This window comes from Paenibacillus psychroresistens (assembly GCF_009728935.1).
Taxonomy (GTDB): domain Bacteria; phylum Bacillota; class Bacilli; order Paenibacillales; family NBRC-103111; genus Paenibacillus_AC; species Paenibacillus_AC psychroresistens.
Map to the genome: position 1 here is coordinate 1,017,239 of NZ_CP034235.1, position 14,388 is coordinate 1,031,626.

Below are 14,388 nucleotides of genomic sequence, written 5' to 3' on the forward strand. Positions count from 1 at the left end.
TAACAAAAGCGGAGATGAAGGTAGGGAACAGAGTGAAGCCAATCATAAGTGTCACAAGCTATAAGAATATTAAAGCGGTTACGATTGAAAACGAGCAGTTGATTGCACAGTTTCTACCTGACTATGGCGGCAAAATGGCATCGCTGATTCAAAAGAAAACAGCAAGGGAGTTTTTAGTTCAAGCTCCCAATGAGTTATATAGAGTTCTGGAATATGATGGAGATTATGTGGATGCTGAATGCAGCGGCTTTGATGATATGTTTCCGACGATTGATAAGGTCTATTACCCGGAATATCCGTGGAAAGGAGTCGAAATTCCAGATCATGGCGAGGTTTGCGGCTTAAGATGGGATTATGAGATTAGAGCGGATTGTCTATATATGGCTGTGAATGGAGTAAGGTTTCCGTATAAGCTGGAGAAATGGATTAAATTTGCACCGAGCGGGAAATTAAATATCAGCTATAAAGCGACTAATTTAAGCAATTATGCTTTTGATTTCCTCTGGGCGGCACATCCGATGATTAACGCCGAAGCAGGTGGAGATATTCTTGTCCCCTATCAAGGTCAACAAGAAGTAATTACGATGTTCTCAACCGACGGAAAGCTAGGTCAATATGGAGATCAGATAGCTTGGCCTAACTTTGTATGCAAGGACAAGAGTAAGCTTAACCTCGCCACATTAGAGGGGAATTCAGAGCGGAAGCTAGCTTATAAATATTATTTTAAAGATAAAATTCCGGAGGGCTGGTGTGCGTACCGGTATAAATCGGACGGGACGACACTTAAGTTAAGCTTCCCAGAAGCTGAGGTACCTTATCTCGGTGTATGGATCAATGAAGGCGACTTTAAGGGCTTTAATAACCTGGCACTGGAAATGTGTACGGGCTCCTTGGATCGACCGGATGTTGCCAAAAGGTTTGGGCAGAATAGTGTACTTCCTGCGAATGGTGAATATGCATGGTATTTGGATTTTGAAGTGACAGAGTAGGAATGTGACGAAACTTGAAAAAAAGGTAACAAATCGGTAAAAATGTTGACATTTTAATTCGATTATTGATAACATTGTAATACTGAACGATTTTGGCGTTTTGAATATAGTTGAATGAGGTAAGAGCTATGAATAAATATGATGAACCATTAGCCAGGGCATTGCATACCAAAGAGATTGTTAAGCAGCTGCGTACGGATATTATTCTGGGGAAATATAGACCAGGATCGAGAATGATAGAAGCTACTATCGCTAAACAGATGGGGATCAGCCGCGCTCCAATCCGTACATCGTTGCAGATGCTGGCACAAGAGGGCTTAGTGTTAAATCTATCAAACGGCGGAACAGAGGTTGTCGGATTTTCAGTAAAGCATTTTGTGGATCTATTTGATTTGCGATTAATGCTGGAGAAAAAAGCTTTGGAATTAATTCTGATAAGTAATTCCTTTAACTATAGACCGATTTTTGACATCATGGAAACCTTCGAAGCCTATCGCAAAAAATCCTTGACCACAGAAATTACAAGCTCGGAGACATCCTTTTTGGATGTGCAATTCCATCGCAGCTTAATTAATATGCTGGAGAATAACCCATTACTTGTCGCATGGAATACCATGGCAAACGTGTTTCAAGCTATTCTGGAAATTACTAATATGACTAGCTCTAGCTTTGAAGAATTTTATAATGATCATAGACGATTGGCGGATCTTGTTATTCAGAAGAATCCCAGCTGCGTAGATGAGCTTATAGCGCATATTTCCAAATCTAAAGATATCATTGTGTATAGAATGGAAAAGATTTATTCGAATGCAGAAGAATAGTCATTAAACTTATATCCTTAATAAGGCTAACCAGCAAGGTCTGAAAAGATCTGCGGGTTAGCTTTATTTTTGTGAGCTCAAAGGTTAAAGTAATAAATTGTATACAATTTATTAAAATTGTTGTCAATAAAAGCATCATCTGATATATTTGAAATGCAGCAAAAGTGAGCGCTTACAGATGTTTAATGAAGGAGGAGCTATGAAAACAATTGATATTAGAAGTATCGAAGTTGGTGGTGAAATTGGCAGACGAATCGACATTACAGCCAAGAATAATATCCTCGCTATTGATATACAACGGGATTTCATACAGCCATTTAGAGATAAATGGGATAAAGACAAGGAGCTTGGCGATTATGTCGGCTTGGGAAAATTTATTGACGCATTGACAAGGCTGGCCGCCTATAAGCAAGATGAAGAACTGACAAATCTTCGGGATAGTGTTATTAATCAGATCCTTGCCTTGCAAGAACAGAATGGATATATAGGTATAATGCCATTAGATTATAGGTTTAATCGATTATGGGATATTCATGAGATATCCTATATGATATTTGGTTTGGTGTCGGACTACCGTTACTGGAAAGAGGTAAAGTCACTAGCTGCAGCTTGTAGGCTTGCTGATTATCTAATGGAGCAATGGAAAGCTGCGCCGCAGGATTTACCGGAAATTTACATAGGTACGCTAGGCTCTGAAGAGGCTTTTCTTGCGCTTTATGAACAAACGCAGGATCAAAGATATCTGGAATTTCTAACTGAGTTTAGAAAATTTCAGGATTGGGATAGACCTATTGTTAAAGGCAGGCTGGAGCATGTTGACGGGCATATTTATGACTATTTAAGCAGACTTATTGCTAGGTTTAAGCTCAGTAAATGTTTAAATGTTCCGGCGCTACTTGCCACTATCCATCAGACAGTTGATTTTATGCTGAATCAGGACGCAATGGTCATCACGGGTGCAGCGGGCGAGAATGAATGCTGGCAGGATACTCAGGAAGGTCTGGGTAATTTAGGTGAAACCTGTGCCACGGCCTATTGGATTCGTTTGTTGGATATTTTGCTGCAGGAAACAAGTAATTCATTATATGGAGATGTGATGGAGCGAACAATCTTTAACGGATTGTTTGCCGCTCAATCACCAGATGGCAGGAAAATCAGATATTATGTGCCTTTTGATGGACCTAAACGCTATTTTCCGCTCGATACGTATTGCTGTCCGAATAATTTTAGACGCATCATATCCGAATTGCCTGAAATGATTTATTACAGGACTGTTGACGGTGTTGCTATCAATTTATATACAGCTTCAAAAGCAACCATAGATCTGGATAATAATACCTCTGTCACTATAAGACAGGAGACGGATTATCCTCATTCAGGTCAGATCCATATAGCTATAGATCCCTCAATGTCTGTTAGGTTTGTCTTAAAGCTGCGGATTCCAAAATGGTGTGCGGGAGCAGGGACGCAAGTAAAAGTAAATCATCAAACTATAACGACTAGTGCCTCAGCGGGTAGTTTTTTTGAAATTGAGCGGTTATGGTCGGCAGGAGATGCGATTGAACTGAACCTACCGATGGGCTATCGGTTAATAAAAGGTAGAAAAGCACAAAAGGGTAGAGCGGCCGTCATGAAAGGACCGATTGTATTCTGTTTTAATCCTTCCCAAAATACGGAGATAACAAGATCAGATATGCGGCTGATAGCATTTGACCCCAGCTTGGTGGAATCGATGGATTCCAAAGATGTGATGCACCCAAACGGACATGCCTGCTGTATCAAAGCTTGGGGGCCATACAAGCATGCTCCTGAGAATTCACCTGAATTAAAGCTGTATTTAACCGATTTTGCGGATCCCGATGGTGAATTTGTTTATTTTAGAGTAGTGGATGAAAATGCGGGAAATCTGGTTGAGGATGAGCTCACCCAGCTTGAACTAGGGAGAAGAGAGGAAGTTGCGAAATGACTACCCAATCAAATGATCTAAACATAAGTAAGCCTTCCGTTAGCTATGATGAGCAGAATGGACAGCTCGTTCTAACCAATGGGCGATTAGAAATGATTGTTGAGACGCAGGGGAGATTAAATCCTCTGCATTTGCGAGATTTGCAGAGCAGACGTGTGTATGCGGATGACAGCTATGCTTGGTTATGTGAAAATCAGCCCCAATTAATAGGAAAGCCAAGCATTACAACAGAGGATAATGGCACGTATAAAGTAGTGTTCAGCAGCAAAGCCGGTGAATTGGGAATTGAGCAAATTTGGACAATGCCTGGGGATGAGACAGGAGTTTTGACAGAGGTTATTCGTATATATAATCCTAGTTTACAAACATTGGATACTTCCTCATTTGCATGTGGTTTTGTAAAGAACGTGCATGATGGCAACGACTGGCTGCCTGGGATGAGCCAACAGCGTTTTTGTGATGTGCCTTATCGTCGTCATCCAGAGACGGGGGAACTCAACGATTATGATATTCAACAATTGGCGAATCAGCCTAATTGGTTTACTACTGCACGCAGCCCGGATTACAATATAGAGTACACATCGGATTGGGGAGCGGAAGGCTGGGCTTGGTATCAGGAAGGCAATACTTTGCTGATCAGCAAGTACAATGCGAACGCTATGGAATGGTCGTTAATTAGCCCCATGCACAAAGACGAAACAAGTGAGACGGCTAAGGCTCTGCGATTTGGCGGAGCGGGTCGCTGGAAATTGGGAGATCCCGAGGGGGCTGAGAAGCTGTTGCCTGGAGGTGAATTCAGCTTTGGCGAGACTCGCTATCAGATTCTGGATGGAGAATGGAAGGAAGCTTATTCGGCCTTCCGCCAATACACCGAACGTAAAGGGCACATTACGCCTACTGGATTTAATCCGCCCGTTCATTGGAATGAGCTATATGACAACCTGCTGTGGTGGATAGAGGATTCGCAAGAGAATCGCCATAAATATTATCAGAAGAGCGATATGAAGCTAGAAGCAGACAAGGCCAAAGAATTTGGTTGTGAATGTTTATATCTTGATCCAGGTTGGGATACTTCATTAAGCTCCAATATATGGGCGAATGATCGCTTGGGAACTCAAGAAAGCTTCGTCCAATGGTTGAAGGACGAATATAATATGAAGCTGGCGCTTCATACACCTTTAGCGCCTTGGTGCGATGCCGGGGCTTACCCTGAAGAGGCAAGCCGCATGGATAAAAACGGCCAAAGATTAAAGCATCCAGCGAATGATTTCTTGCACATTGATGTGTTGTGCAGCGGCAGCTCGGCTTATATAGAGGTTAAGGTCGAAAGACTTAAAGAGCTTTGTCGAAAAGGTGCCTATTTCCTCATGTTTGACGGGTCATGGTTTGCCGGCGAATGCTGGGATCCTGCACATGGACACTCGCTTCCCTTGAAGCATCAGGAGCATCTCGATGCCATACTTCTCATCACACAGCGGGTACATGAGGAATTTCCGGAAGTGCTGATTGAGCAGCATGATCCCATGACTGGACCAGGGACTCCGCGTTATGTGCCGACCTATTATATGCATGGAAAGCCTGGGTCATTTGATGAGCTATGGGGATATGAGTACATGGTAGAACCGTTGGATGACATTATTAGTCGACGCGCTTTCTCGTTGTACTATGCTAATCTAGCCTACAGTATCCCGATTTATTTGCACATAGATTTACGCAAGGACAATGAAAATGCTTTGATGTTCTGGTGGTACGCGAGCACATGTCGCCACTTGGGCATAGGCGGTACGCACACCAATTTAAAAATAGGGGAAACACAGAAAAAAGCAATGCAGGTTTATTTGTCCCATAAATTGTTTTATGCCCAAGGAACTTTCTATGGTTTGGATGAAACGGTTCATGCCCATACCTTAACCGAAAACGGAGAGTGTGTGATCAACATCTTTAATTTAGAAAACAAACTCGTACAGCGGCAAATTCAGTTCAGCTTGTCGGAAATTGGCTTAACAGCTGGGCAGGTGGAGATAGAAGGCGCGGCTTATAAAGTAATCCATGACAAAATTCTGCTTAATGCAGTTATTCCAGCCATGGGGCATAAGTGGGTTAAGCTTAAAGTGCTATAATTCGAAATTCTCAGCTCTAAATCTAATGAAACCATAATTCCTCCGCTTTCTTAAAGGGAGGTTTTTTTGTTTGCTAAAATAAATTAAAATCAACATTAATTAGTTATTGACTACAAAAATATTTATATGTATACTAAATTCGCTAGTCATGTAAGTGCTTACAAAGTTTATGGGGAAGGAGGATAATATTGAAAATTAATTTTATAGAAAGGAGAAATTAATAAAGGATATTAATAAAGGACTTTGGTGCTGGAATAATTAGGGTAGGTCAACGTTATAAAAACCAATAGGAAGGTGGATCAATAATGAAACAGACAAATGGTAAAAAAAGCAGGAGGCTGCTTGCTTTATTTCTCTCAATTGTGATCGCATTATCCCTATTCCCCCTAGATTTGACACATGCAGCAGCAACTCAAGTCAATGACAACAACGGTTCAATAACGTATTCAGGTGCCTGGACCTATGATACGACAGGCGCTACCGGTTATATCAACAGTGATCAGCATTATTCCAATACCAACGGAAATTATGCACAATATACTTTTACCGGCACATCAATCAAATGGATTGGACCCAAGAATGTCGATTGTGGAATCTCTCAGGTCTATATCGATGGTGCATTGGTTGCGACAGTTGATTTGTACGCCAGCTCTTGGCTGAAGCAGCAGGTGCTTTACAGCAATACCTCGTTGAGCAATGCGAGTCATACTATCAAGGTTGTAGCCACCAACACCAAGAATGCGGCATCGATTAGTTATTATACCTCCGTAGATGCTTTTGAATATGATACGGCTGTGCCTATTACTCTGAATGACACAGATTCAGGTATTGCATATACAGGAGCTTGGACATATGGCGCTGCCTCTGGGTATGTAAGCGGGGATCAGCATTATTCCAGTACAAATGGAAATTATGCTCAATTAGCCTTTGTTGGTACATCGATTAAGTGGATCGGTCCGAAGAATGTGGATTGCGGCATCTCTCAGATTTATATCGATGGGGTGCTAACAGCAACTGTTGATTTATATGCAAGCACTTGGCTAAAGCAGCAGGTTTTGTATAGCAATACAACGCTTGCCAATACCGGTCATACCATCAAGGTTGTAATTACTAATACCAAAAATGCCTCATCTAGCGGTTACTATTCTTCCATAGATGCATTTGAATACATTTCAACCGGAGCAGAAAAGATTTTTAGCGACGCTACTACGGGGACTGCCCTTAGCAACAGCATGCAGCACGAGCTGGGACAGGTATTCGCCGTTAATGTGGCAGGGAGTATCACCAAGGTTAGACTCTATGCCGTTTCACAAGAAACCGGTAATCATACAGCTAGGATTTGGCGGAATTCTGATGGCATGAAGCTGGGTGAATATACTATACCAGCAGCTTCGTTTACTGGTGCCAACGGTTGGATCACCTATACGCTGCCAATCCCTTTATCGATTGCCTCCAATACTGACTACACCGTTTCTGTATCAACTGGAACGGATGCAGGCCGTTATTGGGGCGGCGGCACCAATGCTAGTGCGGGAAACAATGGACTACATATCAGCTGGCCCGCAAGCTCAGGTCGATTTACAGATACGATGGGAGCGCGGCCTACAACCACACCAGCAGGAGGCGAAAGCTATCTAAGGGATATTGAATTTATTGCCAACGCGCAAGTACCTACATCATTGACTGTCTCAGGAACGGACTTTATAGAAAAGCCATCTTCTCTTAGCCGCTATGGCCTTTACACAGCTAAAGTATTGGATCAGAACGGAGATATGATTCCAAACCGAACCATTTCTTGGAGCCTGCAAACTCCAAAAACCGGCGTTTCCATCGACTCAGGCACTGGAACGGTTACGGTTAATAGCACGGCGGTTAACGGTACTATTACAGTTGTAGCCACAGATGCAGGCAGCAGCATGACTGGAACTAAAACAGTAACCATCCAAAGCCTGACTGCGACGGCGATCTCTGTATCCGGAGCAAGTGCATTGAAAATCCCGGCAACAGGCAGTATTACACAAAGCTACTTAGCTAAAGTAAAGGACCAGCAGGGGAATGCGATGAGCGGTCCTACTGTTACTTGGAGCCTGCAGTCTCCCAAAACAGGGGTATCTATTAATGCCTCATCAGGTGTAGCTACAGTAGGCAGCTCTGCAACTGCAGGGAATTTTACTATAGTGGCGACTAACGGCAGCATCAGTGGAACACAGTTGGTTTCACTAGATACGTATAACACAGCGGTCTATTTGGCGACGTCTGATACAGGCTTAACGCTTGCTGTGAAAAACAATCTGATTTATATCAAATCATTGAAAAACCCCGTACAAGGCTGGGACTGGATTAATGGCGATACAACCGTACCTCTAGTCTCAACCGTATCAGGAGTAACCCCTAATTGGATCTATCAGGACACAACGACAGATACAACCAGCGGGGTGAAGATTACATTGCGCTTCACAAGCACGACGCCAAATCTGGAGCTTAAATCGATTTGGTGGGCAAGACCGGGAACAGGACCTGTAGAGAATTGGATGACCGTCCAGAATAATACGGGAGGAACAGTCTCATACGGAACCTCGATACAAGGGACTAATATTGCCATAAAAGCGGACAGCACAGCTGATTTGTATCGTTTCTCTAAAACGGCCTATCAGATGCCGACTTTGGATAAGTTCACGATGAATGCGAGCACGAGCATTACAACCAGCTCAGCCTATATCCCCTTTGGGCTGCTCAATGTAAATGGCTCACATGGATTCTATGTCGGCTATGAGTGGGAGCTCGGCAGCTTCAATATTGCCTCTGGCGTTGATCCGCTTAATATTAGTGTCTCAGTCAATCCGTTTACAGAGACCGTAACGCAAGCGAACAGTGCTATTTTTACCATTCCAAGTGTGTATTACGGTACTTACAAAGGTGATATCGACGATGGCGGCAACAGCTTCAAAAAATGGTTCTGGGATTTCAAGGTTCCGCGGAGCCTCTATAATAATCCAAGCGAACCGTGGACAGAAATCTGTTTTGATCCTGTTGGCAGTACACCGCAAAGCACCTATGACAGCATTGCAGCCAGTGGTGTTGAAGCTGTGAAAATGGATTTCGGCTGGTATGACGGCAGAAACTGGACCTACCGCCCTGCAGAGTGGCCAAATGGCTTTGATTTTGCAACAAAAGCGCACAATGCAGGTTTAAAAGCTTCGCTATATATGGGCGGCACTTATAATGATGCTGATCTAAACACTATTGCGGGCAGAGATGCGGAGCTTTCTGCGCTAACTACACGCTATGATAATGGCTGGTATGACATGTGGAGAACGGATATTTACACCGCTCCGACCAATCCAATGCCGGATACTTATAATGGGGTTACCAATTTCCTGTCCATTGTTGATAATCTAATTACCACCAAGCCTGGCTTCCGCTATGAAAACTGTGCTAATGGCGGCAGGTACAAAGGCTTTGCAGTCACCAGCAGAATGACATTCATTACGACGAATGACGAAGCTTCGGATGGGGGAACCGCATACCGAGCGACATTATATGTCAACGGCTACGCAATGAATCCAATCCAGCTTAAATCAGATGTGCAAATAGTTAATTATCCCTATGCTTTTATGGGTAGAACCTCGATGCTTGGCTCTGTGCTGCTGTGCAGTGTGGATACCAGCAATGCGAGCTATCGACAAAGCATTGATCTTTATAAGACCAAACAGCGCCCTATTCTAAGAGGGGGAAATATGTATCATATCCTGCCAATGGCGGACGGGACTAATTGGGATGGCATGCAATTCTTCAATTCCAGCTTGAATAAAGGCTCTGTATTCCTATTCAAGCCATCTGTCAATGCAGCAGACGGTAACTCAAAGGTTATCAAGCTTAAAGGGCTGGATCGTAATACTTCATACACCCTGACTTTTCAGGATAGGACGGGGCTCAACACGGTCAAATCTGGTGCGGAGCTAATGGATCTTGGTATTAGTGTAACAGGCATGACAGGCGATTATGCTTCGGAAATTATCTGGATTAATTAACAATACTGTCAGCAGTCCGTTGAAAAACGGGCTGCTTCTCAACATGAAAAAACTAAAATGAGGAGAATGGAAGCTATGAATAACAAGCTAATGCAAATTGGACTCATTCTTATACTACTTGCTTCTTTGCTTACTATTGTGCAACCCAGCAATACGATTTTTGCTGCAGCGACTCAGGTAAATGACCATACAACTGCACAAATTACTTATTCAGGAGCATGGACCTATGATACGACAGGTGCTTCCGGTTATATCAATAGTGACCAGCATTACTCCAGTACAAATGGAAACTATGCGCAATTTACTTTTACGGGTACGTCCATTAAATGGATAGGTCCAAAGAATTTAGATTGCGGTATTTCACAGGTGTATATCGACGGAGCCTTGGTTGCATCGGTAGATATGTATGCAAGCTCATGGCTGAAGCAGCAGGTATTGTACAGCAATACAGCCTTGTCCAATGCTAGCCACACAATTAAGCTGGTTGCTACCAACACCAAGAATGCTTCTTCCATCGGCTACTATTCGTCTATTGATGCCTTTGAATATGACACAATTAGCACAACAGGAGAAAAAATATTTGCTGATGCCGTAACAGGCACTGCAGTCAACAACAGCACACAGCATGAGCTGGGACAAGTATTCAATGTTACAACCTCCGGGCAAATCACCAAGGTTAGATTGTATGCTGTATCTCAAGAATCGGGGATCCATACAGCACGCATCTGGCGCAATTCGGATGGAGCCAAGCTTGCGGAATTTACCATTCCTTCAACTGCATTTACGGGTGTAAACGGCTGGGTTGCTTATGCCCTGCCAACACCGCTATCGATTGGCTCGGGCATCGATTATACGGTTTCCGTAACTACTGGAACGGATACCAATCGCTATTGGGGTGGCGGCACGAATGCTGGTGCAGGCAATAATGGCCAGCATGTTGCTTGGCCTGCCAATTCAGCCCGCTTCACAGATACGATGGGTACACGTCCAGCTACAACACCATCTGGAGGGGAAAGCTATTTGAGAGATATTGAATTTGTACCAGACTCTGCAGAGAAAATATTCTCTGATGCGGCAACAGCACCTTCAGTCAACAATGGTTTCCCTGTTGAGCTAGGACAGGTTTTTCAAGCTTCGGTTCCTGGCCAAGTTACGGCAATTCGTGTATATGCAACTGCAGCGGAATCTGGTGTCCATACGGCACGGATTTGGCGCAATCATGACAATACCGTAATAGGCGGTCCTTATACGATTACTTACGGCGGAGCAGCAGGTTGGTTTACCTATACGCTGCCAACGCCAATCAGCATTACGGAATTAACCGATTATACCGTTTCCGTTTCAACAGGAGCGGATGTGAACAAAGCTATACCGCTTATGAGTCTAACGAATGCGGGAAACAACGGTGGTCATCTCAGTTATCCGACGAAATCAGGCCGGTTCACGGCAAATGTTGGTAAAATGCCTAACGTAGTTCCTTCAGCTGCGGATAATTATCTAAGAGATGTCGTTTTTGTGCCTGGAGCTTTGCCAACACCAAATCCGAGTTTGCTTAAGCAGTCCTTGGATGGCAGCTGGCGAATTGTTCAGGACAACTCGAATACGGGGATAGCGAGCTCATGGTTTAATTCGGCAAGCTATCCTTTCAGCACGGCAATAAACATTCAAGTGCCCGGCACCATCTATGAGGCGTATCCAAGCTACAATGGCGTTACCTGGTACGGGCGGTTTTTCAATACAAATCTAACGGTTGCTGCGGATATGAAGTACTATATTAAATTCGGTGCAGTTCAATATAAGTCGCAGATATGGGTAAATGGGCAAAATTTGGGGACGCATGAAGGCTCAGATACTCCTTTTGAGGTAGATGTAACCTCATCTCTTGTCCAAGGTGGTAATTTCATTGCGGTTCGAGTGGAAAATCCGAAGGGTGTGTTAAGCAGCGGTGCAGTTCCGGTTTTCTGGGATAATGGCGGAATTGTCCAACATGTTGATTTAGTGAAGCAGCCTAAGCTGAGAGTCACAGATGTTTATGCTAAGCCGAATATTTCCAATGGAAATATCGATCTGCAAATCACTGTGGAAAACAACACAGGCGCATCGCAATCCGTCGTGCTGAGCACAGCTTACGGGGTGTTTAATGGAAGCAATATCGGTACAGGCAATTCAAGTGTTACCGCGACTACAGGGACAACTATGTTTAATATGACAGTTACTGTTCCTAGTGTACATCTTTGGAGCCCGGATGATCCTTACTTGTACTCGCTTAGTATTTCGGCAGTATCCGGAGGCAAGACCGATGTCTACGCCATTCCGCGTTTCGGTTTTAAAGATTTCCGTATTGTAAATGGGTACTATATGCTCAACAACCAACGTATTTTCCTCAAAGGTGTTCATCAGAACTTCTATGATCCCGTCAATGTCCAAGGTACAGCACGTGATATGAGCCTGCTGGGTCAGGATTTCGATAAGCTGAAGCTGGCAGGCTTCAACATGTATCGTTCTATTGCCGCAGCGGCACTGCCGGAGCAGCTCGATTTAGCGGATGAGAAGGGGATTCTTATCTACGAGGAGCACCAGGGCTCCTGGAATTTGTCCGATTCTAGCAAATTCGCTTTGTCTGTCACGGATGTCATTAAGCGTGATCGCAGCCGAGTTAGCGTAGCGATGTTTGGACTCTTGAATGAAAATAAGAATAATGCCGTATATACAGCAGCGAAGAACTTCCTGCCTGCGCTTCGCGCTATCGACACGACTAAGCTTGTCATGCTGGGCAGCGCTCGCTGGGACAACGATCTGACCACGGCATCCGCCTCAAATCCAGGCTCCACTACCTGGAATGTTTATCTGGGCGGCGAATCAGCAACAACACCTGTATCAACCGGGACGCTTTCCGATCTATTGCCTATGAACCCGGCTGGTGCATTTATAAGCGGTGCAGGCGATGTCCATGTATACAACACATACCCAACGACATGGAATTTCGTCAATTCCTTTGCAAGTCTAGGAAGTGGAACGAGCAATATCTTCGTTTCTGAAGCTGGCGCTGGCGGGATGTTCAATTCCTTCGACAATGACAGAAAGCTGCATGCCTATAATGCAGGTCCATTAGTTGTTCCCTGGTCATGGACAACAAACAAAATAACAGCCTTAAATTACATTTGGACCAAATATGGCATGTCTAGTGTTTATCCCGTTATTGAAGATGCAATTCTCGACAGCCAGAAAGCAGAAAGCAAGCAAAGAGCTCAATTGTTCAGCACCATACGAAGCAATCCGAGAATTATGGGCTACAGTCTCACCAGCCTTACGGATTCTGGAGGCTCTCAAGAAGGAATCATGACAGATTTCCGCGATTGGAAGGCAGATATTCTCCCCGTCCTTCAAGATGGCTGGGCTAAATCAAAATGGAACCTGTTTGTTAATCCGTTGACGATTTACACGAACAGCACCTTCCATGTTAGGGCGAATCTGGCAAACGAGGATGTTCTTGCGGCAGGAACCTATCCGGTAACCTTGACGATTAAGAATTCCGGGGGGACAACGGTTTGGACGCAAAACACGAGTGCTGTCATCTCTAGCGGCAGTAACCCGCCTTTTGCTTACTCGGTTTATGACGCCGATATTTCAATTGCAGGATTAACCGAAGGCAATTATACATTTAATGCCGCATTAACCACAGTCACAAATGCAAAAAGCAATACATTGGGCTTTAAAGTGTTCAGCAGCGCCAGCTACCCAGGAAGTCTTGGCCAGGTGACGGTGCTGGGAGTTACTCAAGCAGTAAGAGATCTGCTGACTAGTCGTGGAGCAACGCTGCATGAGTACAATTCTGCCGAAGCCCTCGACAATGAAGTTATCGTTGTTGGAAATTCAGTAGCTAACAACGAAGCAACCTGGCGTCCGCTCTATAAGAAAGCAGCGAGGGGAGCGCAAATTGTCTTCTTGTCGAGCAATGTGTTTAATGGCAGCACCGGGCCAAACAAATGGGTCAAAGTAGTGAGCAAAGGTGATCAAAGCGGAGTTTACAACGGCTTAGGCTGGCTGTACCATGCGGAGCAGTTTGCGAAGCCAACTGCGATCCTGAACACTTTACCGTCAAAGGTTATGACGGCAGATGTTTATGGCGATTATATCGGGACTGCCAAATATTTAAGGAATATTACAGCGCCTGCTGTTACAACTGCATTTTCTATTGATGATAATGGCAGCAATTCCTATACAGAGGGTCTGCTTATTGGAACCTACAATGAATATGCCGGTAAATTCACAGTCAACACGTTTGATTTAATGGGCAATATTGGCAAGCCCGTAGCGGATCGAATGATTCTAAACATGGTTGCGTATGCCAAATCAACGGTATCCTTGGTTCAAGCATTGCCAGCGGGTTATGACACGGAATTAACCACATATGGCATTGTAGATTAAACAAAAATCAAACAACCGCTTAAATTCGATTCA

The 14,388-nt window shown here is 44.0% G+C and carries 6 protein-coding genes; all 6 read left to right on the top strand.

Going from position 1 to position 14,388, the window contains the following annotated elements; all coding sequences use genetic code 11:
* Positions 1-32: 32 nt before the first annotated feature.
* The 6 genes from EHS13_RS04785 to EHS13_RS04810 all read left to right on the top strand — a co-directional run bounded on the left by EHS13_RS04785 (position 33) and on the right by EHS13_RS04810 (position 14,355).
* On the top strand, positions 33-989 hold the full coding sequence (locus EHS13_RS04785; RefSeq protein WP_155699268.1) for an aldose epimerase family protein: 957 nt from the start codon (positions 33-35) through the stop codon (positions 987-989).
* Between the two features lie 128 nt (positions 990-1,117).
* Positions 1,118-1,810: a GntR family transcriptional regulator gene (locus EHS13_RS04790; RefSeq protein WP_155699269.1), complete on the top strand. Its 693-nt coding sequence runs from the start codon at positions 1,118-1,120 to the stop codon at positions 1,808-1,810.
* A gap of 199 nt (positions 1,811-2,009) precedes the next feature.
* A complete protein-coding gene (locus EHS13_RS04795; protein ID WP_162462957.1) occupies positions 2,010-3,776 on the top strand; it encodes a beta-L-arabinofuranosidase domain-containing protein in 1,767 nt (588 codons plus the stop codon).
* Positions 3,773-5,896 carry a hypothetical protein gene (locus tag EHS13_RS04800; protein ID WP_155699271.1) on the top strand — a complete coding sequence of 708 codons (2,124 nt, stop codon included), beginning with the start codon at positions 3,773-3,775 and terminating at the stop codon, positions 5,894-5,896. Before EHS13_RS04795 ends, EHS13_RS04800 begins: the two co-directional genes overlap by 4 nt.
* 305 nt (positions 5,897-6,201) lie before the next feature.
* A complete protein-coding gene (locus EHS13_RS04805) occupies positions 6,202-9,927 on the top strand; it encodes a DUF4082 domain-containing protein (RefSeq protein ID WP_155699272.1) in 3,726 nt (1,241 codons plus the stop codon).
* Positions 9,928-10,002: 75 nt separating this feature from the next.
* On the top strand, positions 10,003-14,355 hold the full coding sequence (locus EHS13_RS04810) for a DUF4082 domain-containing protein (RefSeq protein WP_162462958.1): 4,353 nt from the start codon (positions 10,003-10,005) through the stop codon (positions 14,353-14,355).
* Positions 14,356-14,388 lie beyond the last annotated feature (33 nt).